This is a genomic window from Myxococcales bacterium (assembly GCA_016720545.1).
Lineage (GTDB): Bacteria > Myxococcota_A > Polyangia > Polyangiales > Polyangiaceae > JAAFHV01.
Genome location: JADKKK010000002.1, coordinates 544945 through 571228, shown reverse-complemented (window position 1 = coordinate 571228; position 26284 = coordinate 544945). Strand labels below are relative to the sequence as shown.

Annotated in this window: 19 protein-coding genes and 1 tRNA gene; 7 read left to right on the top strand and 13 right to left on the bottom strand. The window is 71.8% G+C overall.

What is annotated here, in order from left to right; genetic code table 11:
• The first annotated feature begins 71 nt into the window (after nucleotides 1-71).
• Nucleotides 72-2039: a serine/threonine protein kinase gene (locus tag IPQ09_06250; protein MBL0193819.1), complete on the top strand. Its 1968-nt coding sequence runs from the start codon at nucleotides 72-74 to the stop codon at nucleotides 2037-2039.
• Between the two features lie 109 nt (nucleotides 2040-2148).
• On the opposite strand, the gene IPQ09_06245 is transcribed toward IPQ09_06250, so the two are convergent.
• The 3 genes from IPQ09_06245 to IPQ09_06235 are packed head-to-tail and all read right to left on the bottom strand — an operon-like array spanning nucleotide 2149 to nucleotide 4511.
• Nucleotides 2149-2733 (bottom strand): N-acetyltransferase, encoded by a 585-nt coding sequence (locus tag IPQ09_06245; GenBank protein ID MBL0193818.1) that lies wholly within the window; start codon nucleotides 2731-2733, stop codon nucleotides 2149-2151.
• Nucleotides 2730-4202 (bottom strand): Asp-tRNA(Asn)/Glu-tRNA(Gln) amidotransferase subunit GatA, encoded by a 1473-nt coding sequence (gene gatA / locus IPQ09_06240; GenBank protein ID MBL0193817.1) that lies wholly within the window; start codon nucleotides 4200-4202, stop codon nucleotides 2730-2732. The genes IPQ09_06245 and gatA overlap by 4 nt, the downstream gene beginning before the upstream one ends.
• Nucleotides 4203-4223: 21 nt before the next feature.
• Complete coding sequence (locus tag IPQ09_06235) at nucleotides 4224-4511, bottom strand: Asp-tRNA(Asn)/Glu-tRNA(Gln) amidotransferase GatCAB subunit C (GenBank protein ID MBL0193816.1); 288 nt, start codon at nucleotides 4509-4511, stop codon at nucleotides 4224-4226.
• 80 nt (nucleotides 4512-4591) lie between these two features.
• On the opposite strand from IPQ09_06235, the gene IPQ09_06230 reads away from it, so the two are divergent.
• Nucleotides 4592-4966, top strand: coding sequence for a 6-carboxytetrahydropterin synthase (locus tag IPQ09_06230; GenBank protein ID MBL0193815.1), 375 nt, complete (start codon nucleotides 4592-4594; stop codon nucleotides 4964-4966).
• Nucleotides 4967-4968: 2 nt separating this feature from the next.
• Nucleotides 4969-5508 carry a 6-carboxytetrahydropterin synthase gene (locus tag IPQ09_06225; GenBank protein MBL0193814.1) on the top strand — a complete coding sequence of 180 codons (540 nt, stop codon included), beginning with the start codon at nucleotides 4969-4971 and terminating at the stop codon, nucleotides 5506-5508.
• An 816-nt stretch (nucleotides 5509-6324) separates the two neighbouring features.
• Here IPQ09_06225 and IPQ09_06220 read toward each other — a convergent pair.
• Nucleotides 6325-7986 (bottom strand): cyclic nucleotide-binding domain-containing protein, encoded by a 1662-nt coding sequence (locus IPQ09_06220; GenBank protein ID MBL0193813.1) that lies wholly within the window; start codon nucleotides 7984-7986, stop codon nucleotides 6325-6327.
• 99 nt (nucleotides 7987-8085) lie between these two features.
• The gene (locus IPQ09_06215) at nucleotides 8086-9720 is read right to left on the bottom strand and encodes an ATP-binding cassette domain-containing protein (GenBank protein ID MBL0193812.1); all 1635 of its coding nucleotides are present in this window, start codon (nucleotides 9718-9720) and stop codon (nucleotides 8086-8088) included.
• Nucleotides 9721-9947: 227 nt separating this feature from the next.
• Here IPQ09_06215 and IPQ09_06210 point away from each other — a divergent pair, with 227 nt between their 5' ends.
• Together IPQ09_06210 and IPQ09_06205 are read left to right on the top strand one after the other, a co-directional pair.
• Entirely contained in the window at nucleotides 9948-13340 is a 3393-nt protein-coding gene (locus IPQ09_06210; GenBank protein ID MBL0193811.1) for a serine/threonine protein kinase, read from the top strand.
• An 8-nt stretch (nucleotides 13341-13348) separates the two neighbouring features.
• The gene (locus IPQ09_06205) at nucleotides 13349-13705 is read left to right on the top strand and encodes a YkgJ family cysteine cluster protein (protein ID MBL0193810.1); all 357 of its coding nucleotides are present in this window, start codon (nucleotides 13349-13351) and stop codon (nucleotides 13703-13705) included.
• Here IPQ09_06205 and IPQ09_06200 read toward each other — a convergent pair.
• The 3 genes from IPQ09_06200 to IPQ09_06190 form a co-directional block, all read right to left on the bottom strand.
• On the bottom strand, nucleotides 13692-14075 hold the full coding sequence (locus IPQ09_06200; GenBank protein MBL0193809.1) for a hypothetical protein: 384 nt from the start codon (nucleotides 14073-14075) through the stop codon (nucleotides 13692-13694). The two genes, IPQ09_06205 and IPQ09_06200, sit on opposite strands and share 14 nt — an antisense overlap.
• 6 nt (nucleotides 14076-14081) lie before the next feature.
• Nucleotides 14082-14567 (bottom strand): hypothetical protein, encoded by a 486-nt coding sequence (locus IPQ09_06195; protein MBL0193808.1) that lies wholly within the window; start codon nucleotides 14565-14567, stop codon nucleotides 14082-14084.
• Nucleotides 14568-14718: 151 nt separating this feature from the next.
• Nucleotides 14719-16332, bottom strand: coding sequence for a HEAT repeat domain-containing protein (locus tag IPQ09_06190; protein ID MBL0193807.1), 1614 nt, complete (start codon nucleotides 16330-16332; stop codon nucleotides 14719-14721).
• 192 nt (nucleotides 16333-16524) lie between these two features.
• Between IPQ09_06190 and IPQ09_06185 the strand changes: the two genes are divergently transcribed.
• Nucleotides 16525-17868 carry a hypothetical protein gene (locus IPQ09_06185; protein MBL0193806.1) on the top strand — a complete coding sequence of 448 codons (1344 nt, stop codon included), beginning with the start codon at nucleotides 16525-16527 and terminating at the stop codon, nucleotides 17866-17868.
• 60 nt (nucleotides 17869-17928) lie between these two features.
• Here IPQ09_06185 and IPQ09_06180 read toward each other — a convergent pair whose 3' ends face one another.
• The 4 genes from IPQ09_06180 to IPQ09_06165 all read right to left on the bottom strand — a co-directional run bounded on the left by IPQ09_06180 (nucleotide 17929) and on the right by IPQ09_06165 (nucleotide 22755).
• Nucleotides 17929-19746, bottom strand: a complete 1818-nt coding sequence (locus IPQ09_06180; protein MBL0193805.1) for a tryptophan 7-halogenase — start codon at nucleotides 19744-19746, stop codon at nucleotides 17929-17931.
• Nucleotides 19747-19946: 200 nt separating this feature from the next.
• A tRNA-Lys gene (locus IPQ09_06175) sits at nucleotides 19947-20020 on the bottom strand.
• Between the two features lie 82 nt (nucleotides 20021-20102).
• Nucleotides 20103-21020 (bottom strand): hypothetical protein, encoded by a 918-nt coding sequence (locus IPQ09_06170; GenBank protein MBL0193804.1) that lies wholly within the window; start codon nucleotides 21018-21020, stop codon nucleotides 20103-20105.
• Nucleotides 21021-21072: 52 nt separating this feature from the next.
• Complete coding sequence (locus IPQ09_06165; protein MBL0193803.1) at nucleotides 21073-22755, bottom strand: response regulator; 1683 nt, start codon at nucleotides 22753-22755, stop codon at nucleotides 21073-21075.
• A 109-nt stretch (nucleotides 22756-22864) separates the two neighbouring features.
• Between IPQ09_06165 and IPQ09_06160 the strand changes: the two genes are divergently transcribed.
• Nucleotides 22865-24736, top strand: a complete 1872-nt coding sequence (locus tag IPQ09_06160; protein ID MBL0193802.1) for a protein kinase — start codon at nucleotides 22865-22867, stop codon at nucleotides 24734-24736.
• An 11-nt stretch (nucleotides 24737-24747) separates the two neighbouring features.
• On the opposite strand, the gene IPQ09_06155 is transcribed toward IPQ09_06160, so the two are convergent.
• The gene (locus IPQ09_06155) at nucleotides 24748-26268 is read right to left on the bottom strand and encodes a cellulase family glycosylhydrolase (protein MBL0193801.1); all 1521 of its coding nucleotides are present in this window, start codon (nucleotides 26266-26268) and stop codon (nucleotides 24748-24750) included.
• Nucleotides 26269-26284 lie beyond the last annotated feature (16 nt).

The window sequence follows — 26284 nt, the reverse complement described above, 5'->3', positions numbered from 1 at the left end:
GCACGGCGAGTGGGGCCCGAATTGCGCCGCGACGACCTCCTTTCGAGCCAGCGTTTCGCTAGGATGCGTTCATGGTCCAGGGCAGCGAGCCAACGTCCCTGGGGCCCTACGTCCTCGAGCAGCGGGTCGCCGCGGGCGGAATGGCCGAGGTCTACGTGGCGCGCCGCCGCGGCCCCCACGGGTTCGAGAAGACCGTGGCGCTCAAGCGCATCCTCCCCGAGCTCGCCCACGACCCGGAGTTTCTCGCGATGTTCGTCGACGAGGCCCGCGTGTCGGCGCGCCTCTGCCACCCCAACGTCGTCCAGATCTTCGACTTCGGCGACGAGGGCGACGAGCTCTACATGGCGATGGAGTACGTCGAGGGCACGACGGTCGCGAAGCTGATTCGGGCCGCCGCCGCGCAGCGCGCGGCCGTCGGGGTGGAGGTAGCCCTCCAGGTCGTACTCTCGGTGCTGCGCGCGCTCGATTACGTGCATAACGCACGCGATTCGCTAGGCCTCCCGCTCGGGCTGGTGCACCGCGACGTCTCACCCGGGAACCTCCTCATTTCTCGCGGCGGCGAGGTGAAGCTCACCGACTTCGGCATCATGCGAGCGACCGAGCTCGAGCGCCGCACGAACGCAGGGCAGGTGAAGGGCAAGCTCGGCTACATGTCGCCCGAGCAAGTCACCGGTGGCGAGCTCGACGCCCGCAGTGATCTCTTCGCCGCAGGCATCGTCCTCGGCGAGCTCCTCACGTTGACGCCGCTCTTCGGCGGGGGCAACGAAGTGCGTGTGCTCGAGCGCATCCGCGACGGCGATCTCACCGCGTTCGAGCGGTCGAGCGCGACGATCCCCGAGGATCTCCGGCGGATTGTCTACCGCGCGCTCGCGACCGCGCCGGCCGATCGTTTCGCGTCCGCCGCCGCGTTCGCCGAGGCGCTCGAGGAGCTCGTCCGACGACGCCGGCTGCACCTCACGCCTGCTTCGCTCGCCCGCGTGGCGCATGTCCTCGGCTTGTTCTCCCCCGCCCCCGGAGGGCCGGCGGCCCCGCTCGTGCCGTCATCGAGGCGACAGAGCACGCTCCCGCCGCCGCCCCCCGACGATCCCTTCGGCGCGCCGGCGTCACGCTACGAAATCGTGACGAGCGAGGGCCCGGGCGAGGTCGTCCCCTTCGCGCGGCTCGTGGAGCTGGTCGTGACCGGGCGACTGCCGCCGGCGTCGCGCGTCGCCCGCGACGGAGGCCCGCCGCGGGAGCTCGTCGCGTACCGTGAGCTCTCTCGGTTCGTCTCCAGCCCCGCGCTGCGATGGCGCGGGCCGGAGGAGACCGCGGCGGCGCGCACTCCCTTCTCGCGTCGCGGGCTGCCCGGCCTCTTGTATCGGCTCGCCGCCGAGCGCGAGACAGGGGTGCTCGTGGGCCGCACGCCCCGAGTGCGCAAGAAGATCTACTTCGTCGACGGCGTCCCGGAGCTCGTGGTTTCGACCGAGCCGCGCGAGCTGCTCGGCGCGCATCTCATCGCGCAAGGCTCGGTGTTGCGTGTGGAGGTCGAGCGCGCGCTCGAGATGCTTCCCCGCTTCGGCGGCCGCCTCGGCGACGCGCTCGTCGGCACCGGCGTGCTGCGCCCGGTGGAGCTCTACCGCGCCGTGTTCGACCAGGTGGAGACCCGCATCCTGGAGGTCTTCTCCTGGACGAGCGGCGAGCTGACGTTCGAGCACGGCGTCCGATCTCACGAGGAGACCGTGCCCCTCGCGTTCCACGTGTCCGACCTCGTCGCGCGGGGAGTGCGTGCACATTACACGGACCAGGAGTGCCATCGGTACGTGAGCGCCGTGCGTGGTCCCGTGCGCACGGCGAGCCCGCTCCCCGGCGCAGCCGGCACCCTCGAGGGCCTCCGCCTGACCTTCGCGGAGGAGGACGCCGTGCGCCGTGCCACTCAAGGCGCCACCCTCGACGCGCTCCTCGGGCGAGATCCGAGCGCGGCGCGCGCGCTCTTTCTCGGCCTCTCCTCGGGCCTGCTCGAGGCCGAGGGCTGGTTCGCCGACGAGCCACCGCGCCGGTAGCTTAGCCAAGCTAGCGCCCGGCCTATGTTGGCTCGGCCCCGTGTCGGCTACTCCCGAGGGTTGAAGCGGTAGACCGGGCTACTCCCGAGGGTTGAAGCGGTAGACCGGGCTACTCCCGAGGGTTGAAGCGGTAGACCGGGTAGGCGGGCGAATCGTGCGCCACGCGGAAACCGGCGGCCTCGAACGCGCGCTCGGGCCCCGCGAACGCAGCCTCGTCGTAGAGCGGCGCGGCGCTTCGGCGAGGGAACCCGAGGAGCACGACGCCCTCGGCCTGTGCGCGCGCGACCGCTCCGGCCAGCAACGCCCCCGCGACGCCCGAGCGTCGGCTCGAGGGGTGCACGAGCACGCAGCCGATCGCGAGCGGCGCGCCGCCGGCCTCCAGATCGAGGCCCCGGTACGCGCCCTGCACTCGAAGCTTGGGCACCTCGGCCAGTGCGCAGAGCTTGAGCCAGCCGACCGCCTCGCCTCGCTCGCGGTCGAGCGCGACCAGGCCTCGACCGTCGGGCGCCCCCCGATCGAGCGCTCCAGTGAGCTCCGCCGCCCCCGCGTCCGGCGTCTCGGCCAGCCGAGCGAGCCAGTCGTTCTTCGTGCCTGTGAAGTGCCAGTAACGGCAGAAGCAACCGCATCCCGCGGCGCGGAACAACGCCACGAGCGCGGGGCCGTGCGACGCGCGCGCCTCCTCGACGTCGATCATAGCGGGCCCGCCGCCGGTGGCCGGGAGCCTCGGAGCGGCGCGACCTGCTCGTACGCGTGCCCAAGGGCGAGCGCGGTCTCTTCGTCGAAGGCGCGGGTCATGATCTGAAGGCCGAGCGGGAGCCCCTCGGGGGTCGCGCCGCAGGGGACGCTGAGCGCGGGCAGGCCGGCGAGGCTCGCCGGCAGCGTCAGCAGATCGGAGAGGTACATCGCGAGCGGATCGCCCGCGTGGTCGCCCAGCGGTAGGGCGGGCGTGGGCGCGGTGGGGGAGAGGATCGCGTCGACCCGCGCGAGCTCGCGGGTGAGCTCGTCGCGCAGCAGGCGGCGGACCCGCTGTGCCTTGCGGTAGTGGCTATCGAAGGCGTCGGCAGAGAGCACGAAGGTGCCGAGCAGGATGCGCCGCTTCACCTCCGCCCCGAACCCGTGGTCTCTCGATTTGCCTATGAGCTCATGGAGATGGCGAACCCCTTCGCGCTCGCGGAGGCCGAACCGCACCCCGTCGAAGCGCGCGAGGTTGCTCGACGCCTCCGCGGTCGCCAGCACGTAGTAGGTCGCCACCGCGTGCGCGAGGCTCGGCGCAGAGGTGCGCACGATCTCGCAGCCGAACCGCTCGAGCTCACGGATCGCCCGATCGAAGGCCTCCGCCGCGCGCGGATCGAGCCCCGCGTGGAGGGCCTCGTCGAGCACACCGACCCGCAGGCCCCGTACGTCGCGTCCACAGGCGTCCTCGAAGCGCGGCACCTCCCGCGCGCTCGCGGTCGAGTCGCGCGCATCTCGGCCGGCGATCGCGGTGAGCAGCGCGCCCGCGCCGCGCACGTCGGTGGCGAAGGTCCCCACCTGGTCGAGGCTCGAGGCGAACGCGACGAGCCCGTACCGCGACACGCGCCCGTAGGTGGGCTTGAGGCCGACGGTGCCCGTGAAGGCGGCGGGCTGCCGCACCGAGCCGCCGGTGTCGCTGCCGAGCGCGCCGAGGGCCATGCGCGCCGCGACCGCCGCCGCGCTCCCGCCAGAGGAGCCGCCCGGTGTCCGCCCCAGGTCCCATGGGTTTCGGCACACGCGAAACGCGCTGTACTCGGTCGACGAGCCCATCCCGAGCTCGTCCATGTTGGTCTTCCCGACGAGGATCGCCCCCGCGGCGCGGAGACGCTCGACGACCGTGGCGTCGTACGGCGGCGCCCAGCCCTCGAGGATGCGAGACCCGCAGGTCGTAGGCACCCCCTGCGTGCACAGCGAGTCCTTGAGGGCGATGGGCACGCCGGCGAGAGGCGGGAGCGTGCGGCCCGCCTCCCGATCGCGATCGACCTCGCGGGCCGACGCGAGCGCGGCCTCCTCGGTCAGCGTCAGGAACGCGCCGAGCTCGCCGTCGTGCCGGTGAATGCGGGCGAACGCCTCGAGACACGCGTCCTCCGCGCGGACCTCACCGCGGGCGATTCGCGCGGCCAAGCTGGTGATCGACTCGGTCTCGAGCATTGGGCGCCTCCCGCGTGCGGGTCAGTCGAGGAATGCGGGCACGACGAACGCGCCGCCTGCGATCTCGGGCGCGGCGCCGAGCGCCGCCTCGCGGAACGCGGCGTCCGGGGCGCGAGCCACGTCGTCGCGCGTGGGCGCCCCTCCTTCGCTCGGGCTCTCGAGGGGCTCCAGCGCGCCGATGTCCACTGCCGCGAGCTCACCCATGTAGGCGAGCACGCGGCTCAGATCGGCGACGATGCGGGCCTCTTCGGTGGGCTCGAGTGTGAGCCCCGCGAGCGTCGCGAGGTGCAATAGCTCAGCCTGTTTCATCGGCGGCGGACTCTAGTCGAGGCGGGCGAGCACGCGTGCTTTTTCCCGCGACGCCGGCCGAGAAAGCGCTAAGGAGCCGCATGGCCGATACCACCGGAGGATACGAGCTCATCCACACGATCCGCTTCGAGTCGGCGCGCCGTCTGCCGCGCACTCCGCCAGAGCACCCCTGCCACAACGTGTACGGGCTGGCCTTCTACCTCGACATCCACATCGTCGGCGCGCTCGATCCGGCCACGGGGTGGGTGTTCGACTTCTCCGAAATCGAGCGCGCGATGAAGCCCACGCGCGATCGCATCGATCATCATTACCTTAATGATATCCAAGGTCTGGAGAACCCCACGAGCGAAGTCCTCGTGACCTGGATCTGGCAACAGCTCGCGCCCGAGCTGCCGGGCCTCCGGAAGCTCGTGCTCCGCGAGAACGACGTGTCCCGAGTCGTCTTCCGAGGTTGAGCATGTACCGAGCGAGCTGCGGCGTTCACCTTCACTTTGCTCACCACGTCCGCGGCCACCGCGGGCCGTGCATCTCTCTCCACGGCCACACCTGGCGGTTCGAGGTCATGCTGCAGGCGAGCGAGCTCGACGCCGAAGGCTTCGTGGTCGACTTCGACCGGGTCCACGAGGAGCTGCTCGACCCATGTTTCCGCCTGCTCGATCACTCGCTCGCGCTTGGCGCGGCTTCGTTCGAAGAGACGCGGTCGGATCTCGCCCGCCTTGGCGAGACCCTCGTGAGCTCGCGCCGCGAGACGCTCGGCCACCTCGGCCAGGCGCCGCCGGTGCTGACGGGCGAGCTCGCTGGCGCCCGAAACGAGCTCCCCGGCGGCATCAAGCTCTCGGTGTTCCCGTTCACCCCCACGTCGGAGCGCCTCGCGAAATGGCTCTTCGACGCGGCCTCGGCGTCGTTCGGCGACGCCCGCGTCCGGGTCGCGCGCGCGCGCATCTACGAGAGCCTGCAGCCGAGCGAGAGCTTCGCCGAGTACGCGCGAGACGCGTGAGCCCGTCGAGCGCCAACGTATCGACCGGCGGCGCTCTAGCTAGTCCCCTGGAGTCGTGGTTCGTATCAGAAGTCGGGTCTTCGGTGTCATGCCGAGGAGCGATGGGGTGCCCCGTTTTCGGCGGCGGCGGGCCCGTCCTCAACTCGGACGTCGTTCCGCGCGGTGGAGGCGGCGCTTTGCGCTCAGGGGACAGTGGTTTCGGGTGTGACCGCGCGAGAACGCCGACCCTCGAACATGAGTATCCTCCCACCGCCGCCGAAAACGGGACACCCCCTCGCTCCCCTTGTGGCGAAAGGCCGAGCCGCGCGACTTCTGGAAGGGATCACGCTTCCAGGGGACTAGTCCCCTGGAGTCGTGGTTCGTATCAGAAGTCCGGTCTTCGGTGTCATGCCGAGGAGCGAGGGGGGGAGCGAGGGTGCCCCGTTTTCGGCGGCGGCGGGCCCGTCCTCAACTCGGACGTCGTTCCGCGCGGTGGAGGCGGCGCTTTGCGCTCAGGGGACAGTGGTTTCGGGGGTGACTGCGCGAGAACGCCGACCCTCGAACATGAGTATCCTCCCACCGCCGCCGAAAACGGGACACCCCCTCGCTCCCTTGTGGCGAAAGGCCGAACCCGCGCGACTTCTGGAAGGGATCACGCTTCCAGGGGACTAGCAGCCCGTTGATAAGCTCCCGTCGCCCGCGCGCCGCCGCATCGGCACGGGCTTCGTTGCGATCCTCCGGTGCCTGCTCACCTGCAAAAGCGGGCTCCTCGGATCGCGCCTTGCCCGATGCCGCGCGGACGACGCGCGGGCTCGGTGTCCGTTTATCAACAGGCTGCTAGACCCGGTGGCCGAGCTCGGCGGCGAGCGTGGCGCGCGCCTTCGCCTCATCGCGCATGACCACCGTGTCCGCGTAGATGTCGAGGTCGAAGAGCCCGAAGAGGCTCACGAGCTGCCACGCGGAGAGCGCCGGCACGCCGAGCTGCTCCTCGATCTCCTTCGCGAGCGCGGACCACGCGACTTGCCGGCCGCCCCCGAACGCCGGTGTGCCCCACGTCGAGAGCTTCATGAAGATGTAGTTGGCGAGCCGGACGGGGCTGGGGGCGGAGAGCGCCGTGACGCGCCGCTGGTCGGCCTCGCGGAAGCGCTTCGCGAGCGTCCGGAGGAGGCTCGCCATCCATGGCTTCAACGCGGCGAGCTCGTCCTCGAGCGCCTCCGACGTGAGCACGAGGACGGTCGTGTCCTCCACGGCGACGACGCTCGCCGTCCGAGGCCCGGCGGTGAGGATCGCCATCTCGCCGAACACGTCGCCTGGCCCGAGGGTCTTCACGACCGCCGTGCCGCCCGCGACGCGCTTGCGTACGTCGCAGAGTCCCTCGGCGACGATGTAGGCGGCGTCGCCCGCGTCGCCCTCTCGGACGATGACGTCGCCGGCTCGGAAGACCTGTCGTGGGAACTCGGCCCCGCCCCGCAGAAAGCGCGACAGGTCGTCGCGCAGCCCGCGGACGCTCGCGTAGCGCTCGCCGCGCTCCTTCGCCATCGCGCGCAGCACGATCCGCTCGAGCTCCGCGGGCACCGAGGCGGCGCCGGCGACGGCGCTCGGTGGTGGGAAGGCGCACGCGCTCGCCTGGGCCACGGCCTCGGCGGGCTCCCGGGTGGGGTAGGGCGGCCTCCGCGCGAGGAGCTCGTACAGAACGGCCCCGACCAGGAAGACGTCGGCCCGCTCGTCCAGCGTGGAGCGCTCCCCGCGCGCCTGCTCGGGCGAGAGGTACGCGAGGGTGCCGATGACCACGTTTGGAGCGGGGTCGTCCGTCGGCTCGTTGGAGGGCGGTGAGTCCGGTCGGTCGCCCGAGGGCACGGAGGGACGCCCGCTCGCCTCGAAGCGCGCGATGCCCCAATCGGTGAGGTACACCTGCCCGTAGTCGCCCACCATGACGTTCGAGGGCTTCACGTCGCAGTGGAGCACGCCGCGATCGTGGGCGTACGAGAGCGCGTCGCAGACCTTGGTGATCACCTCGAGCAACACGTAGAGCGTCCCCGTGTCGATAGGTCCCTTGGGCAGCGCCCGGATCATCGACGCGAGGGTGCGGCCCTCGATGAGCTTCATCACGAGGGCGAGGCGCCCGTCTTCGCGCTCCCCGACGTCGTAGACCGGCACGATGTGCGGGTGCTCGAGGAGCCCCATCACGTGCGCCTCGCGGAGGAACAGCCGGCGTACGGGCGGCTCCGCCGACAGATGGCGGTGCAGCGTCTTCACGGCGACCTCGCGGCCAAGCAGCGGGTCCTTCGCGACGGTGATGACCCCCATGCCGCCCTCCGCGAGGGCGCGCTCCTCCCCCAACCGGAGCAGCGAGGGCAGGCGCAGCCCCTCGCCCGGCTCGCGCGCGTCGTCGGGGAGGCGGGGGCTCGCGTGCGGACTCCCGAACCGCTCAGTGAGCGGCTCTCCAGGCCGCCCGTGGATCACGGTCGGAGCGAAGCGGTCGTCCTTTCTCGGGGGCATGCGGGGCTCGTGGGGCGCGCTGGCTTGGTGGACACAACAGAATACGAGAGCTCCGCGTGAAAGGCGCGCCTCTCGGGCGTCGTTCTCGGCAGCCGAGGGCTAGCGCCGCAGGAGGTCGCGGCCTTCACGCTCGAGGAACTCGTCGTAGGTGCCGCCGTAGTCGACCAGGTCCGCGCCCGCGCTCTCCTTCGGGCGCAGGTCGAGGACGCGGGTCGCGAGCGAAGAGACGAAGTGCCGGTCGTGGCTGACGAAGACCAGCGTCCCCTTGAAGAGCTTGAGCCCGTCGAGGAGCCCCTCGATCGACTCGATGTCGAGGTGGTTCGTGGGCTCGTCGAGCACGAGGACGTTGTGCTGGAGCACCAGCAGCTTCGCGAGCAGCAGGCGAGCGCACTCGCCGCCGGAGAGGGACTCGGTGTTCTTCAGCGCGGCCTCGCCTTGGAAGAGCAGCCTGCCGAGGATGCCGCGGATGTGCTCTTGTGGGGCGTTCGTGTCCCACTGGTAGAGCCACTGAAAGGCGTTCATCCCGGCGCCCGTGCGGCCGAGGGCCTCGTGGGTGTCCTGGGCGAAATAGCCGACGCTCGTGTCGTGCCCCCAGCGCACCTCTCCCGCGTCGGGCGTGTAGACGTCCTTGCGGGTGTCGGCGTCCAGGCCCGCGTACGCGCCGACGAGCAGCTTCAGCAGGGTGGACTTGCCCACGCCGTTCGGGCCCGTCACCACCAGCCGGTCGCCGCGGTTCAGGTGCAGCGCGGCGCGCTGAAACACGACTTTTCGCTCCTTCGCGCCGCTGCGCGTCTCGACGTTGAAGGCCTTGTCGACCCCCTCCATGCGGAGCACGTCGCGGCCGCTCGGCTTCTCGAACTCGAACCGAATGAAGGGGCGCACCAGGCTCGAACGCTTCTGCCCGCGCGAGCCCACCTCCTCCTTGAGCTTCTCGATCTGCTTCATGCGCGACTGCGCCTGGCTCGACTTGGAGGCGTGCGCGCCGAAGCGCTGTACGAACCCTTGGAGCTCGCCGATCTTCTTCTTCGCCGCCTGGTTCTGCTGCTCGGCGCGCTGCTTGTTCTCGTACTTCTGCTCGACGAAGTCTTGGTAGTTGCCCGTGTAGACCGTGATCGTCTGGTAGTCGACGTCGGCGATGTGGGTGGCCGCCGCGTTCAGGAAGTGCCGGTCGTGCGAGATGACGACGAGCGTGCCCCGGTAGTCGAGGAGGAAGCGCTCGAGCCACGCGATCGACTCGAGATCCAGGTGGTTCGTCGGCTCGTCCAGTAGGAGGACGTCAGGCTTGCCGAAGAGCACCTGCGCGATGAGCACGCGCAGTTTGTACCCACCCGCCAGGGTGTTCATCTTGTCGGCGTGGTGCTCCTGAGGAATGCCCAGGCCCACGAGCAGCCCCGCCGCCTCGCTCTCCGCCGTGTAGCCGTCCTCTTCGGCGATGACGCCCTCGAGCTCGCCGAGCCGAATGCCCACCTCGTCGGTGACCTCCCCCTCGAGCAGGCGGTCCTTCTCGACCATGGCGTCCCAGAGGCCCCGGTTGCCCATGAGCACCGCGTCGAGGATGCGCTCCTCTTCGTACTCGAAGTGGTTCTGCTTGAGGACTCCGAGCCGAAGGTTCGAGGGGATCGTGATCGAGCCCTGGTCCGTGTCTTCCTCGCCGGCGAGCATCTTCAGGAGCGTCGACTTGCCGGCGCCGTTCGCCCCGGTGAGGCCGTAACGCTTCTGCGGATCGAACTGCATCGAGACGTCCTCGAACAGGATCTTGGGTCCGAAGCGCTTCGTTACTTTGTCGAGTACAATCAGGACTTCTCGTGGGTTGCGGAGGAAGAGGCGCGGGCAAGGGCGCCGCCACACGGACGCGCCGGCGCGTCGTGGGGCGTGCCTTACCACGGATCGCCTTCGGTGTCTTTTTTGGCCCCGAATGCTGCAATGTCACTCGACGGCGTGCGATGCTTGGTGTGGCCAACGTGAAAGATCCTGGTCTGTACGTTCAGTCGCTCGTGGACCTGCACCAGCGGTCGGTCGAAGAGCGCAGGGTGGCCTTCCGCCAGGCGGTCACCGCCCTCGCCCGGGCACGGGTCGACGATGGGCCCGGGCCGCTGGAAGGCCTAAACCCGGACCTGTTGGCGCTGGGAATCAAGGCGGCCCTCTCCGAGGGGCTCGTCGAGGACCTCGACTGGCTGGCCCCACCCGCCGCGGGCCGCGCGCTGTTCCTGCTGGCCGCCGCGCTGCCCGTCGGTCCCGCGCAGCGTGACCTGGGGCGCCGCGTGCTCACCCGGCTCTTCTCGGGCAACGCCGAGACCTTCGTCGCCATGGCCACGGTGATGGCGCTCTCGGGAGGCAAGGGGCTCGCGTCCGCGGGCGCGCACGCGCGCGTCTCCCTCGTCACGGAGCTCCCGTTGATGCTCGGGGTCGCCGACGGCCCGCTCGCGCTCGCCCTGGTCTCTCGGCGCGAGTTCGCCCGCGAGTGGATCACCGCCCCCTCGACCCGGTCCCTGCCGTCACGCCGGCTCGCGGCCAGGCTCCTCGAGCGCGCCGCGCGCGAGGCCGCGAAGCGGGCCGCTCACGGCGACGCTCACGCGCTCCGCGTGTTTCGCGGCGACGCGATCGGCGCGGCCTTCGACCGCCTCCTCGCCGACCGCGAGTCGCTCGTCTGGCGCCACGTCGCCGTCGCCCGCGGCCTCATCGCGCCATGGAGCCCCCGAACGCGGGAAGAAATCGAGAGCTCGGTCTCGCCCGACCTCACCCCCACCGAGTGGCGGCGCGCGGCGACCTCCATCGCCGCGTACGCGGCCGTGCGACCGGACGACGCCGAGCGCATGGCCGCGCGGCTCTTTCGCGGCCCGCTCCCGGGCCTCGACCCCGGCATCGGGGGGGCGTTCGTGTGGGGCCTACCGCGCGTCGCGGAGGCCGAGCCGGACGCCGCGTACCTGCTGCTCGATTTCGCCCTCCGGAGCGCCCCGCAAGACGTCGCGGAGTCGGTGCTCTGGACCCGTGACGAGCTCGGCGGCAGCCATTTCTGCGACGGCGCGGCGAAGAAGGTCCTCGGCGCGATGTCCACGGCCGACGTCGACGACGACGGCCTACGCGAGGAGCTGCGCCTCGACCTCTCCGGCGCGGCGCGAAAGCGCGAGCCGCTGCGGCGCGAGGTGGAGCGGGCCCTCTCGGCGTTCGCATCCGGAGGCGCGCAGCCCGCCCACTCGCGCGGCATGGCGTTGCTCGAGGCCACGAAGGTCGCGGTGGCCGCGCTCGACGCTGCCCAGGAGGGGACTCGGCGCGAGGCCGCGGCGGGTCGGCGCGTCGCGCTCGGCGTCCTGCGCGACCTCGACGCGTCGCTCCTCGAACGCAACGTCCTCGCCGATCTGCTGCGGCTCGAGACGAGCCAGGAGAAGGTCGCGGCGGGCGAGTCCGCGCTCGACGCTCTGCGCGAGCACCTGGGCTCCTGGATGCTCGCCCGCCAGTTCGCGCGCGAGGGCGAGAGCCCCGCGGGCGCGCTCGATCTCGTGCGGATTCGGGCGCTCCTCCACCTGGTCGACGGGGACGCGTCCAGCTCGAACGACGATCCGGCGCAGTCGGCCCGCCAGAAGGCGCGCTGGCAAGCGACCGCGCTCGCGGTGCTGGAGCGCGTCGCGAGGGGGCCCGAGCCGATGCTGCGTCGCGCGTTCATCGCGACCCTGGCCCGGTGCTTGGACGCCCTGGTCCGCGCGGAAGAGCTCGACGTCGCGGACGCGGTGCTCTGCGCGGTCGACAGCCTCTCCACCGGGACCGACCTCGTCGCGCTCGGCGAGGCGTCCATGAACCCCGACATGCGCCACATGCTCGCCGAGTACGTGCGCTTCCTCGGGGCGGACACGGTCACCCCGACGAAGGCGCGCGTCTCGGCCGCGACGCACGACTCGCTCTTCCCGCCACCGCCCGACGCCGAGCAGGCGTTCCCGCTCGTTCGGCCGGCCAACTCGGTCGACGTCCGCGTCGCCGCGCTCGGGCGGTTCGCCGAGGACCTCGTCTCCGAGGGCTCCGCGCGCGCCGAGGCGCTCCGGCATGTGCTGGTGCGACTCCACGCCGCGCTCGTGGTGCTCTCCAAGGCGGACGCCCTCCGCGGGATGGGCGGGGGCGCGATGCCCGACGCCGAGGTGGTCCAGAACCTCGAGGCCGCCGTCGTCGCGCTCGCGCAGGTCGTTCGAGGGGCACGCATGAGGCTCGAGCCCGCGGGCAAACGCACGCTCCGCCGCGAGTCGCGGCTCGTCTCCGGGGGCGTGAGGCTCCTTTCTGTCGTCGTGGGGCGCGCGCTCGTGGCGGGTGAGCGGGTCGCTTCCGGGGCGCTCGCCGCCACCCTCGCCGAGCTCACGCGCGGGCTGCCCTGGGCGCTCGCCACGCTCGTCACCAAGACGGCGAGCCGGCTCTCCGACCTGCCGGTCGAGGCGCCGCGCGCCGACGAGCGGGCGCGCGTGGTCCAGGGCGAGGCGCTGCCGTCGTGGCTCCCGGCGCGGCGAGCCCTCGGCGCGTTCTTCGTGCAGCGCCCGCTCGGCGTGGGCGGCTCGGGCTCGGTCTTCGTCGCCAACCGCCTCGAAGATCGCCACGACCCCGACGCGGAGCGGTTCGCGCTGAAGGTGCCCGACTACGACGCGAGCGTGGCGCGGTCGGTCTCCGAGGAGCAGTTCCTCGACATGTTCCGGTCGGAGGCGATGGCGCTCGTGGGCCTCCCCCCGCACCCGAACCTCGCCCGCTTCGTCAACTTCGACCTCGCCGCGCGCCCGAAGCCCATCCTGGTCATGGAGCTCGTCGAGGGGCTCTCGCTCGAGCTGGCCGTCGAGTCGCTCGCCCTCGACATGCCGCGAGCCCTGCGCGCGCTCAGCGACCTCCTCGCGGGACTGTCCGTGATGCACGAGGCGGGCCTCGGGCACCTCGACGTGAAGCCCTCCAACGTCGTGCTGCGCGATGGGGAGGTCGCGGTGCTCGTGGACTTCGGGCTGTCGGGGCGCAAGCTGCGTCCCGGGTGCGCCTCCGGGCCCTACGGAGCCCCCGAGATCTGGGTCCACTCCGCCGACGCCTCACCGCTGGCGGCCGACGTCTACGCCTTTGGCTGCCTGCTCTTCGAGGTGCTCATGGGCGAGGTGCTCTTCGACGCCGATCAGCAGGTCGCGCTGGTCTCGAGCCACCTCGTCCACGATGGCGGGCCGCCGAAGCTCTCGCAGCTCGCGGCGCGCGCCGGTTTCGAGCGCGTCGCCGGGCTCGCGAGCCACTGCTTGCGACGCGATCCGAAGAACCGGCCCACCATCGAGCAGGTGCGGCGCGGCCTCGCGGAGCTGTCGCCGGCGCTGGAGGTCTTGCCGTGGCCGGCGATCGCACTGAGCCGTTGAGACCGCGTTTGAGCCCGCAGCTGAGCCCTCCGCGGCTCGACGGCTCGGACTGCGTCGCGTGCGGCCGGTGCTGCCACCACGGGCCGAACACGGTGACGCTGCTCGAGGCAGACGAGCTCCGCATGGGCGACGAGCGCCTGCGGCGCCTCACGGTCGTATACGAAAAACCGCCGCACTTTCGCTTTGTTATCAACGACGGCGTGCGCTGCGGCGCCCTCGACCTCTCGGTCGCCGGGAGGTTCCCTTGCGCTGTGTACGACGTGCGCCCCGACGGCTGCCGCGTCGTCGAGGTCGGCTCACCCACCTGCCTCGAGGCGCGGCGGCTCGGCCACCTCGGCACGAGCGTCGGGTTCACCCGGGAGTAGGTCGCCGCGCGAGCACGCGGAGCGCGAGGTTGCAGAGCGTGGGCGTGAGCGAGCGCGCGAGGTCGAAGAGCTCGGGGCACGCGTGCTCGTCGACCCGCACGGCCTCGACCCGGTCGTCCGGTGCGCGGACGGTGGCCAACGCGCGCCCACGGGGGAGGTCGAACGAGATGGACCGCACGGCCGCGCCAGCGGCAGAAGCGCGCTCGCCAAACCACGCGCGGAGCGGCTCGCTCGCAGACAGCGCCGCGTCGCCCTCCTCGCCGACGAGATCGATCGGGACCTCGACGAAGGGGGCGCCAGCGGCGTCCGTCGCCGGCACCGCGCGGGCGCGGCGCTCGGCGAAGTTGAGCTTGAACGAGCGCAGCTTCACGGCCGCTCAGCCGCCTCGGAGCGCCTTCGCGAGCTTGCCGGAGACGTCGAAGGTCACGAGGGCGGGGTAGGGGCCCACCGCCGTGGGCCCAACGAACACCACCGGGAGGTCGTCGGCCTTCACGCGTGCCTCCCGCTGCGCGAAGGCCTGCGCTGCCGCGTCACCGGAGACGTCGAGCAGGCTGTAGGTGATGCCCTTGGCCCGGAGGAGATCCTCCATGCGCGCGAGCTCGCGGGCGTTCCGATCGCGCTCGTAATAGATCACGACCGGCGCCTGCGGCGCCGCCTCTGGCGCGGGCGCCGGGGCACCCTTGAGGGCCTCGAGGCGCGCGGCCGCTTGACGCCGTCGCTCGAGCTCGTCCGCGTTGCACGCCGGCTCACCCAGAGTGCGGTTCAGCCGCTGCGCGAGGTCGCGTGAGACACGCACGGGCGCGAACCGCTCCCCTCGGCGGCTCTCGAGGAGACGCGCGATCGACGTTCGGAAGATGTCCATGCGCTCGCTCTAGCGCCGAACATGGCCGAGGGCGAGCGCTCGAGGCGCGCGCTCGCCGACCCGCCCCCAAACGCCGACGCGATCCGTCGACCGGGCTCCATCGCGTCGCCTCGCCCTCACGAGCGCGCCGACCCGATCCGTAGACCGGGCTTCATTTCGCCGAGATCGCCTCGAGCTTCGCCTTCGCCAAGCGCGCCACTCGGGCCCGACCTCCCCGCGCGCGCACGTCGTCGAGCAGCTCGCGGCCGGCGGGGAGCCCCGCGTCCGCGAGGTGGCAGCCCACGTAGAAAATGTGCTCGAGGTCGAGGTTACGATCTTTGCGTAGCGCTCGCGAGACGTCGAACCCCTCCTCGGCGAGCCGCTCGAAGGCGCCGAACGCCTCGTCGGCCTGGCGCGTCCCCTCTTCGGTGTCGAGCGCCATGCGCTGGAGCGTCAGGGAGGCTTGGAGGTAGCGATCCTCGGGGGTGCACAGCTCGCCCTTCGTGAGCAAGGAGAGCACCACCTGCGCCTTGTCGACGCTGCGCGCCCGTACGAGCTTGTGGGCGGTGGCTCGCAGCGCGCTCGCGACGGCGTCGGCGTCGGCGTCGCGCGCGACGTCGAGCGCGGCCTCCCACCCGCGCTCGCCGGAGGCGAGTCGATCGATCGCGTGACCGAGCAGCTCCTTCCGGAGACCGAGCGGGAGCTGCTTGGCGAGGGGACGGAGCACCGCGCTGAGCGTCCACGCGCGCTCGCGATCTTGGGTCTCGAGGAGCGCGCGCGCGAGGGCGGGCGCCGCGTGCACCTTGCCCTCGAGCGCCGAGGCGGCCGGCCCGGCGAACGAGCGGTCGAGCCTGGCGAGGACCTCGACGAGCAGCTTCGCGGCCTCGCCGCCCGGCGCCCGCGCCAGCAGATCGATGACGAAGCGAACGTGCTCGGGATCGGGGCTCGCCAGCAGGCGAGAGAGGCGCCGGATCGACTCCGGAGCGAGCGACAGCCCGTCGAGCGTCTCGAGGGCGGCCTGCGCAAGCGAGCGGTCGTCGGTGTCCACCGCCGCGGTGGCGAGCGCGTCCACGACCTTCGGGGGTGCGCGATCGCCCCGCAGGGCCGAGGCCACAGCGCGGATCGCCTCCTTCTTCACCAAAGCGTCGGCCGTCTTGGAGGTCGCGTAGCTGAGTAGCGTCGGCAGGGTCCGGGGGTCTTCCAGGGTGCCGAGCACGCGGATGGTGCCAGCGAGCGCCGCGCTCGTGCCACGCGCCCGCGCCTGCGCGGCGAGGAGCTTCTCGGTTTCGGCGAGGTAGGTCTTGCGGGTCCGCTCGTCGGCGTCCTTCACGCGCTGCTTGACGACGAGGGCCGCCGAGCCCGCCGCGTCACCGGTCGCCGACGCGAGCCCGCGGAGCAGCGCCGAGAACGTGAGCTCGCTCGCCGCGTCTGCCGCGAGCTCGACCGTCTCCGCGCGCTCCTCGGGGCCGGCGAGGCGCTCTCGGAGCGTGCCCACCACCCCCTCGCCGAAGCTCGCCACCGCAGCGCGCGCCGCTCGGCGCACGTCCTCGGAGGGCGAGGCGAAGAGCGGAATGATTTTGGGTATCGAGCGCTTGGCCCCCACCCGGGCGAGCGCCTCGAGCGCCCGCTGCTGCAAGAGAGGCGCGTCCGAGTCGAGCACCTCGCCGAGCGCGACCGCCGCCCGCGCGCTGCTCGCGCCCACCTCGCCCAGCACGATCGCCGCGGCCACCCGCTTCTCGAGCGAGGCCTCCCGGTCGAGGAGCAGGTCGATGATCTTTTCCTCCACCAGTTCCCCTCGTCTCTCGGCTCCCGCGCCGGTCCGGCATTCTGCGCTGCCCGGTGCCTGGCGCGAACATTTTCTTCGGTGCCCTCCCGTGATCTCGCCCGAGCGCGCCTCCTTGACGACTCGCGGACGCCAAACCGGTGCCGCGGGGGATGGCGCGACAAGCCGCGCGCGCTCGTCTACTCTGCGTAGTGCATGGTTTCACGAACGCCGTCCGCCACGTCCGCCACGTCCGCCGCGCCCGCCGCGCCCGCCGCGAGCGTAGCCTTCAAGCGCGCGAGCCTCGTCGCGGTGCTCGCGCTCTCGGCGGGCCTCTCGGCGTCGCTCAGCGACGCCTGCAACGTGTACGACTCGTCCTTACTTGGCGGGGACTCCGGCGGCGTCGACGCGGGCGCGGCGAGACGAGGCGGGGTCGGCTACTGGAGCGGCCCCGCCGACTCCCCCTCGAGCTGCTTCAGCGCGCGCTTCCCTCGCGTCGAGGACCGCCCCGCCGCCGGCAACCCCGGCGTGCTCCCGCCGTTCTATCTGGCCTTCCAGACCCTCAACACCGGCTCGCTCAACGACCAGGGGAAGCTCGACCCCGAGGCGTGGCGCAACGTGGGCTTCGACCTCGACGGCACGTGCACGGGCTCCGAGACCTGCGAGACCCCGGGGCAGACGAACCTGTCCTGCAAGCCCGTCTCCTCGGGCGTGCCGCTCGACGGCGCCTACTGCCGCGACAACACCTTTGGTCGTTTGGGCTACCAGGCGGCAGTGGCGCCCGAGACTTCGAAGGCGTACGGCCTGAACTCGGACGGCTTCAACTGCGCGCTCTGCGTGGGCGCGTACAACTACCTCTTCCGCATCTCCGGCTACAACGGCGACTCGGAAGACGACGAGGTGCGTGTCGACTTCTACCCCTCACCCGGGCTCGACACCCTGCTCCCGTGGGACTGCGGGTCCGACGATTGGAAGACCCATCCGTGCTTCAACTCCGACCAGAAGTGGCAGATCCGCGACACCGCCCTGGCCGGGCCGCTCGGCCCTAACGGCGCCCTGCCCGAGTCGAAGCTCTTCGACGCCAAGGCGTTCGTCCGTGAGGGCGTGCTCTTCGTGACGCTGCCGGACAACACGCTGTTCTGGTTCCCCGGGCAGCGCGCGCTCGCGACCGCGTACCCGCTCACCATCCAGAAGGGCTTCGTGACGGCGAAGCTCGCGCGGGGCAGAGACGGGCTCTGGCGCGCGACCGACGGCGTCGTGGCCGGGCGCGCGAAGCGCGACGACGTGATCAAGGGGCTCCGCCTGGTGGGCATCTGTGAGACCGATCCGAACTACGCGTTCGTCGAGCAGTTCGTCTCTGGAAACCTCGATCTGCTCGCGAGCGGCGAGCGCGATCCCAACAAGCCCTGCGACGCCATCTCTCTCGGCTTCCCGTTCACGGCCATTCAGGCGCAGGCCGGCGGCGTCGCGAAGGTGGCCGACCTGGTCGAGTGCCAGAAGCGACCCGTCGACGGCGGCGCGCCCCCGGTCGACGCGGCCGCCGACGCCCGGCCGGAGTGATCGCGGCGCGCCAATTTCTGCAAAAAAACACATGATTTCGAGGCGACAGAAGCGGCGGTTCTAGAGCTCGACGTGAGCGAGGGATTCGCCGCGGGCGTCCCACAACGCCGCCGCGCGCTGCGCGAGGGCCTCGGCGTGGCCGGCGTCGGACTCGACCTCGGCGCCGCCCGCCGACAGACGGATCGCGGCGATCTGGGCGTCGGGCAGCTCGCGAGAGAGGTCGCGCTTCATTCGCGCCGCCGCGCGGTCGAGGAGCCGCGCCACGCTCGCCTCGGTGATGTCCTTGAAGAGCACGACGGTGGGGAAGGTGAGCTCGGCGAGGAACGCCTTGCGGTTCGACAGCCCGCCGAGCCCGGCCGCGCGCTCGATCACGGCGGCGAACACGCTCGAGTAGGCCGCCTGCACCTGGGCGCGGCGCAGCGGCTCGTCGAGGCGGGGACCAAGGCGCTCCTGCAGGCGCACGATCGCCGCGAGCACGTTGTGCCAGCGGCCGCGGTTCTCCGCGTGGTACTCGCCCCTCGCGCGGAGCTTCTCCGCGAGCGCGACGAACTGGGCGGCCATCGAGTCCTGCGCTTGAATGACCCGATCGACGAACCTGAGCTCGTCGCGGAGCCACGCGACGTCGAGGTGCTTGTCGGCCATGAACGGCCACACCACGAGGTTGTAGTAGTTGTTGAAGTCGAGCATGTATTTCAGTCGAAATACCTCGAACGAGCCGAACGTCGGGTACAGCCCCGCGTAGATCCGCAGCGTGCGCTCGTACCAGAACTCGTAGTATGCATTGAAGAGGTCGGCGCGCTCCACGAGGCCCCCGCGGTCCCCGCGCAAGGCACGTGTGACGAGCTCGACGATGAAGTCGTTGGCGATCGCGATGAAGTCGGCGCCGGGGCTGTAGAACGGATCGACGAAGGCGCTCGCGAAGCCCGTGGTGGCCCAGCGGTCGGCGGAGAAGTACTGGTCCGAGCGGTAGGGCAGGTGCGCGTACTGCTGAAAGTCGCAGAGCTCGGCCCCGTAGAGCAGCTCGCGCGTCGCGCGGTGACGGCCCAGGAAGGCCTCGAACGCCTCGCGGGTGCCGAGCCGTTCGGGGACGCGGTCCTTGTCGTAGACGACGCCGACGCTCATCAGGTCACCCGCGAGCGGGATGAACCAGATCCAGTAGCCGTCGTACATCATGTGGTTCGTCGAGAGGTGCCGCGACGTGTGGCGGACGCGCTCGCGCCACGCGGCGTCGCCGAACGAGTCGACGCCCGGGACGCGGCGGTAGCGCGCCCAGCTCGACGCGGTGTTGAGGCGGGTCTCGCGGTGGAGCCCCACGCCAAGCCGCTTCAAGAGCCACTGCCGGCGCCCCCCGGCGTCGACGACGAAGCGCGTGGAGACGGTGGTCCGCGCGCCGTCGCGCACGAACGTGACCCGGTGGTCGGCGTCGCCGGAGCCGAGGGCGAGATCCACGACCTCCGCGCCCAGGCGCACGTCGACGCCGCTCGCGAGATTCATGGCCAAGAGATCGCGTTCGAACGACGCGCGCTCGAGCTGAAAGGCCGGGTGGAAGGGCAGCCTGTCGGTGCCCATCTCGCTCATCTCGGGGAGCGGGACGTCCCGCTCCTGCGAGTCGAAGAAGAAGCGCACGCCGTTCTTCGGCAGCTGGTGCTGGTAGAGGTAGGTGCCGAGCCCGAGCCGCCGAACCATGTAGTTTGCAGCGACCTCGACCGTCGACTCGCCGACCTTGTAGTCGGCGAGCTCGGGGGCGGCCTCCAGCACGAGCAAGCGCGCGGATGTGCCCAGCGCGAGCCGCAGGTGCCGCGCCAGGAGGGCGCCGGCCTGGCCGTGTCCAACGATGACGACGTCGAAGTCCTGGTCTCGGGCGGCGTGTGGCTCCATGGGCTCCTTGCGGGCGCCGGCGGAGTCCCACCAGCCAGGCGCGATGCTCGGGGATGACGGACGCGTAGCCTAGCGATCGTGAGAACGCAACGGCAGGGCGCTGGGCGATCCGCCCGAGACGGTCACCATGGCAGGGGCTCCTCGCCGCGGCGAGGTGCCAGGCTGCACGACCTCACACGTAGGTGCGCTGTTCCAAAGAGTGGGCCGGGCGGGACTCGAACCCGCGACCTACGGATTAAAAGTCCGCAGCTCTAACCAACTGAGCTACCAGCCCGAGAGACCCGACGGCTTACCGTGCCTTTCGGTCGCTGTAAAGGCGCTCCCTTCATGCGCCGGCTCGCCGGGAAGGGCGACCGCTACTTCGGCGGTGCCGGGGGGAGGGCGCGCGCCGGCAGCCGGAAAATGAGGAAGGTGCGTGTGGAGTTCCCTGGCGCCACGTAGCGGAAGGGATCGTTGCCGTCCGGCGAGTACCACATCCACTTCGCGGCGGGGGCCACGCCCTCCGCGCCGGTCGCGTCCTTCTGGCAGACGATCTGGAACGTTCCGCCCGCGTTGGAGTTGTCCTCCCCGAAGGCCACGCGCCCGATCGCGTTGGGAGTTACGGCAGCCGTCGAGCCGACCCAGCCGGCGCTCGAGGTCGTGCGGTCGCCGGTGCCGGCGTTGCAGATCGTGATCTGCTCGTTCACGACGTCCTGGGTCGGGAACACCGTCGGCGCGGAGCTCGTGTTGTACTCGCGGCCCGTCGCGCACCCTTCCCACGCGCCATCGCCGGTAAAAATCGGCGTGCCGCCCCGGCGGCGGAACTGCCCGATGACCCCCTGCGACGTGGCGCGATCGGCCCACGCGACGACGTAGAGGAACGCGCCCGGTGGCGCGTCGGCCGCAGGGACCACCCAGGCCTCGGGGCCGTTGCCCACCGGGCAATTGAAGATCTCGCCCGCGAGGCGCGCCGGCGCGACGTTTCGGTAGGTGTTCACCCTCGACGCATCGCCCCAACCGAACGCGTACGCGTTGTCGGCGGTGAGCACGACATCGACCTCGGTTGGCGGTTCGGTCCCCGGCGGCGCGGCGTCGCTCGGCGCGGCGTCTTTGAAGAGCGGCGGCGCAGACGGACCTGGGGCGGCGTCGGTCGCCGTGGCGGACGGCGCGGCGTCGGCGGGCGCGTCGAACGTGCCCTCCGGACGCGGCGTGGCTCCGCACGCGGGCACCGCGACGCCGGTCGCGAGGGCGATGAGCGCGTGGCGCATCCGGGCGCCAGGGAAGTGCAGCATCATACGCGAGACATAGCGCATCTCGGCCGAGCGCGCCGTCGAGGGCCGCGTCTCTTCAACGCCCCACGCGGCGCCCGAGCGCGCGAGACAGGAGCGGCACGAGCGCTTCCTCGCGGAACGGCTTCTCCAGGAACCCGAAGAGGTCTTCCCGGTGGGGGAGGGCCTCGAGCTGCGCCGCCCCGTACCCGCTCGTGAGGACGACGGGCAGCCCAGGCCACCGCTCGCGCATCTGGAGAAAGGCCTCGCGGCCGCCCATCCTCGGCATGCTGAGGTCCATCACCACGACCTCGACTCCGCCCGCGGCGACCGCCTCCAGCGCTTCCACGCCGTCGGCCGCTTCGCGCACCGTAAAGCCACGACTCTTCAGAAGAAATCCTAGCGCAAAGCGCGCGCGGCGCTCGTCGTCGACGAGGAGGACGGTGCCCGTGACGCCCTCGTTCGGCGGAGCCGTCGGGGGGCTTGCGGCCACCTCGGGCGTGGCGCGCCCGTCGAGGGCCGGGAAAGCGCACGAGAACCTCGCGCCGCCCGCCTCGCTCGTGTCGAGCGCCAGCCTCGCGCCGTGGGTGCGGAGGATGCCCAGCGTGGTGGCGAGGCCGAGGCCGCGCCCTGCGCCCTTGGTGCTGTAGAACGGCTCGAAAATGCGCGCACGCGAGGTCTCGGGCACGCCCGGGCCGTCGTCTTCGACCTCGAGCAGCACCCAGCCCTGGGGAGCCTCGGTCGCCTGGGCGACCAGCGAGCGGTGCTCGGGGCCCAGCGTGGCCGCGTGTCGGGTGCGGATCGTCACGCGCCCGGGCTTCGCTCCCAGCGCTTCGGCGGAGTTCGTGACGAGGTTCATCACGACCTGCCGGAGCTGCGCCGGATCGGCGAGCACGGGGGAGAGGTCGGCGCCCACGTGCACGCTGAGGGTCGCGGTCCTGGACAGCGCGACGCGGAGCAGCCCGCGGAGCTCGTGGACGACGGCCGAGAGCGAGGTAGGCCGCCGCGCGATGGACGCCCCACCGCCGTAGACCAAGAGCTGCTTGGTCAGATCGGCCGCGCGGGCCGCCGCGCACTCGGCGTTCTCGATGTGCGGCGCGAAGGCGTGGCGCTCCGCGAGGGGGCCCGCGATGCGCGAGATCGCGGCGAGACTCGCGTAGACGTTCGCGAGCAAATTGTTGAAATCATGCGCGATTCCTCCAGCAAGCACGCCGAGGCTCTCGAGCCGCTGGGTCTCGCGCAGCGCCTCGTCCTCGCTGGCGCGCCGGGCCTCGGCGGCTCGCTGCTCGCGCTCGTGCTCGCGCTGGCGGGTCACGTCCTGGAGGACGGTCAGGAACAGGGGCGCGGGCGACGCGCGCAGCTCCACGGTGTCGACCGTCACCGTGAGGACCGCTCCGCTCGTGTGGCACAGGCGCAGCTCCACGGGCGGCGTGTGCTCGCCCCGAGCCCGCGCGTCGCGCCGCCGCTCGGCGACGGGCCAGTCTTCAGGATGAATGTACTGGAAGAGCTCCGCAGGCGAGCTCGGCGTGGCGGGGAGCCCAAGGAGCCGGAGCGCGCCCGCGTTGGCGTACCGAATGGTGGTCATGTCGTACGCGATCACGCCGACCGGGAGGATCGCGAGGAGCGTGCGGAGCAGCTCGCCGTCGCCGCCGCCCGCGACCTCGAGGGTGGCCGGGCTGTCGATACGGCCCGACTCGTCGGACCGGGCCTCGGCGAGGGGGCTCGTGGCCCGGGGCGTAGGGGGGACCTTGGGCTCGGACATCAGCGCTCGCTTCGGGCCGGGGCAGTGGCCGAGCGAGTGGTAGCCCGAGCGTACGGAAAGTCGAGAAAAAGTCGCGGGCGGTGGCGCTCACTGCGATACCTTCGGCGGCGTGGATGGCGCGCTCACGGGGAGGTCGCTAGGCGCTGGGGCCTATCGCGTAGGAGCGCTCCTCGGGCAGGGGGCGATGGGCGCGGTGTACGAGGGCGTCCAGGAGGCCCTCGGCCGCACGGTCGCGATCAAGGTCCTCCACGCGGCGCGAGGGCAGCTTCGCGAAGACCAGTTCACGCGGTTCCAGCGCGAAGCGCGGGCCGCCGCGGCGCTCGGTCACCCCAACATCATCCAGATCACGGACTTCCAGTGGCAACCTGGCGAGCCGCCGTTCCTCGTCATGGAGCGGCTCGTCGGCCAGTCGCTCGGCGACGCGATCCAGCGCGGGCGCCTCCGGCCGCAGCGCGTCGCGTTCATCGCGAGCCAGGTGCTCGCGGCCCTCGGCGCCGCCCACGCCGCCGGCATCGTTCACCGGGACATCAAGCCGGACAACGTGTTCCTCACCGTCATGTCGATGGTGAACGATATCGTCAAGGTTCTTGACTTTGGGGTCGCCAAGCTCCTCGACGAGGCCCCGCTCACGATGGCGGGGGCGATGGTGGGCTCGCCGGCGTACATGCCCCCGGAGCAGGCGCTCGGCGGCGCGATCGACGCGCGCGCTGATCTCTACGCCGTCGGCGCGACGATGTACCACGCGCTCTCCGGCCGCCTCCCGATCGAGGCGACGGACGCGAGCGACTTCCTCGCGCGGCTCGACCAGCCGATCACGCCGCTCGAGCAGCTCGTCCCGGACCTCGACCCAGGCCTCACGCAGCTCGTGGGGAGGGCGATGGCGAAGCGGCCCGAGGCGCGGTTCGCGTCGGCCGAAGAGATGCGCGCCGCGCTTCGACCGTGGGCGCAGCCCCAATCCGCGTCGAGCCAGGAGCTCCTCGCGCACGTCCCTTCGCGGGCGCGCACGCCGGTAGGAGGTGGGTTTGGGACGGGGTCGCAGGCGGCGGGGTTTGGGGCGGGGTCACAGGCGGCGGGGTTTGGGACGGGGTCGCAGGCGGCGGGGTTTGGGACGGGGTCGCAGGCGGCGGGGGTTGGGACGGGGTCGCAGGCGGCGGGGTTTGGGACGGGGTCGCAGGCGGCGGGGTTTGGGACGGGGTCGCAGGCGGCGGGTGGGGCGCCGGGTAGCGGAGCGCCGTTCGCGACAGGCTCGCACGGGGCCGTCGACCCGGGGCTCGCGACCGCCTCGCAGGCGGCCGTGGCGCCGAGCCGCGCGGGGCGAGGGCTTTTCGTCGGATTCGGGGTCGCGGTGCTGCTCATGGCCGTCGCGGGCGTGGCCGTCACCGTGTGGCTTCTTGGCGGTGCGCGCGACGCTCCGCCCACCGCGTCGGACGCGTCGCCTCGGGGCGCGCCGTCATCCGCACCGTCGGGCCTCGTCACCGCCTCGACCGCGAGCGCGCCCAATGGAACGTCGCACCCGCCAGGCGGCCCGCCGACCGCGCCGGACCGCCCTTCGCCCGTGCCATCTGGCGCCCCTTCACGGCCATCGCCCACGCCGACCGCACCGAGCGCGCCGCCGACCGCACCGAGCGCGCCGTCGACCGCACCGAGCGCGCCGTCGGGCCCCGCCGGTCCCGTCTTCCGTGGCTGCACCATGGTGCCGATCCCGGGCAGGTCGAGCGACTTCACGAACGGCGATTTGGGCCGCAACACGCAGATCCCACCGTGCACCCGCCAGACCCTCGCGTGCAAGTACCCGTCGCGCTCGTTCGGCCTGACCTACCAGGTGAGCCTCGCTCCCAACGGCACCCCGACGGCGGTCTCGGCCAGCAAAGACAACATGGGGTGCGCGGCGGACTTCTGTCTCAGCACCGCGCTCCGAATGCAGGCGTTCCCTCACGTTGGGAAGCCCTCCGTCACCGTGGTGTGCTCGTACGCTCGCTGACGCCCGGCGGGTCAGCGCGGAATCACGGTCACGACCACCTCGTGCGAGCCGGCGCCGCCGCACGCGATCTCGATGGGGCCCTTGCCCTCCGCCGCCACGCCACGTCCGTCACATTTCACGTCGACGGTCCCCGCCAAGCGGCCCGTGCTGACCACGTTGCGGCCGGCCGCCGTGCCGCCCTCGAAGGTGAAGGTGAGGCGGCGCTTCTCGCGGTCGTATCCGACCCGGCCGAGGCGCCCGGCCACGCGCTCCAGCCGGAGCCTCGTGAGGGCGTTCACCACGGCGGGGCGCTCTTCCCATTTGGTCCCCACGAGATCGTAGACGCCCCACGAGCCTTGGCTCGTCTCCTTCCAGACCCAGAAGAACGAGCTCGCGCGGACCTCGTCCTGGAGCTCCGACTGCCAGGCCACATAGTCGGTGAACGCGGGGGAGGTGGGCGAGAAGCCGAACTCGCCGATCACCAGCGGCGCCTGCCACGCGTCGGCCTCCAGGCGGGCGTTCTCGTTCGAAGCCCGGAGCGTCTCTTTGGACATGGCGGCGATCGACGAGGGCGTGCCGGTGAACGCGAGCGTGTAGACGTGCGGCGCGTACACCGTCCCGGGGCCGAGCGGGCGGGCCGGAAGCGAAGCGCGGTCGGTGAGGTTGCGCAGCGCGGAAGGCTCGAAAAAGACTAGCTTTTTCGGCGCGGCGAGGCGCACCTCGGCGAGCACCTCGGCGTGGAACGCGGCGAGCTGCTCGTCGGTGCCGAGCGGCTCGTTGAACAGCTCGAGGCCCACGACCGCGGGTTCGGTGGCGAAACGCGAGGCGACCCGCGCAGCGGCCTTCGCGAAGCGCGCGCGCAGCCGGATGCCCTCGGCGCTCGGCCCGAAGAAGGTCTCGAACGCGTCCTTCACCGGCTTGGAGAGTCGCCGCGCCTCCAGGTCGTTCAGCGGCCCCTGGAGGCGCTCCGGCGGGGCAGGGGAGATCGCCCAGTAAGGAGCGCCGTCTTCGCCGATCTCCTTGGAGTAGGCGTCCTGGTGGAGATCGAGCATGACGAACAGCCCGGCGTCGCGCGCGAGCCCGACGATTTGGGCGATGCGCTCGAGGTACGGCGCCGAGAAGCCGCCGGTCTCGGTAGGCTCGAGCCCGCTCCAGTTGATGGGCAGGCGGATGGCGTTGAGCCCAAGGCTCCGGATGTTGGTGGCGTCCGCGGCGCCGAAATCCGGGATCGGCTCCAGCGGGACGCGACCGTCGTCGAACGTCACGTCGAAGAGCCCCTGGACGCGCGCGTTCACGCCATGGAGCCAGACCTGCCGCCCCTCGTCGTCGACGAGGGCGCCGCACCGGATGGAGAGCGGCGTGCCGATGAACTCGGGGCCGATGCAGTCGCCGGCGTCAGCCCCCGGCGCGTCCTGCGTGCCCCGGGTGCAGCCCCCGAAGGCCGCGACCATCGCCGTGACGGCGACCAGCGCCGCCACCGCAGCCAGGCGCCGGCGGGTCAGGGGCAGGCTGGGTCGCGCGGTGGTCCTCGGGTGTGCGGCGGTTCGACTCATGGGCCTCCTTCGTCGA